This is a genomic window from Vibrio sp. 03_296 (genome assembly GCF_002265885.1).
In genome coordinates, this window is sequence record NZ_NPKW01001019.1 from 1 (window position 1) to 750 (window position 750).

General features: G+C 50.5%; 1 pseudogene. It reads left to right on the top strand.

What is annotated here, in order from left to right:
* Nucleotides 1-750, top strand: a pseudogene (locus tag CIK04_RS29555) (methyl-accepting chemotaxis protein); the annotation flags it as partial.

The window sequence follows — 750 nt, forward strand, 5'->3', positions numbered from 1 at the left end:
GCGTGTCCTATCTCGTGCGTTTAACTAAGGTTGGCAGCGAAGGTTGGTTTGTTGGCGCTGTGCGTCGATGGAGTCGACGGTTTATTCAGCGATCAGCGAAATGCGCAGCAGCTCTTTGATCTATGTGGTAATCGCAGTGGTGCTGAGTGTTCTGGCTCTTTCTGTGTTAATGAAAGCGTTAATGCGTCCTTTGGGGGCGTTGAACGCCGCCATTCAGGATATTGCCAGTGGCAATGGCGATTTAACTAAGCGCCTTGATACCAATACTGATCCAGAATTTGCGGAATGGCGACGTGGTTTTAACCGCTTTACTGAAAATCTTCAGCAGACAGGTGATTCAATCGAAAGCGATCAGTGTCGAGATTCTCAATGGAACCGAAATGTCGGTGATGGGGGCTGAGCGCGCTTCTTCCGCGGTTGGTAGTCAGCTTCAAGAACTTGAACAACTGGCGACAGCCATGCATGAGATGTCGGTCACGGCGCTTGAAGTGGCAAACAATGCGCGAAAGCGCGGCAGCATGTCCGCTGAAAGAAAGCAGATCCAAGTGACGTCGGCCGGGTCGAAAGTGGTCAGTGATACGACCAATGCCATTAGCCAACTGTCACTGCGAATCGATCAAGCGGTAGAGGAAGTGCAGGGCTTAGAAAGCGCGACCACCAATATCGAAACCATCTTGAAAGTGATTAAATGAAATTGCCGAGCAAACGAACCTCTTAGCCCTAAACGCTGCGATTGAAGCTGCACGTGCT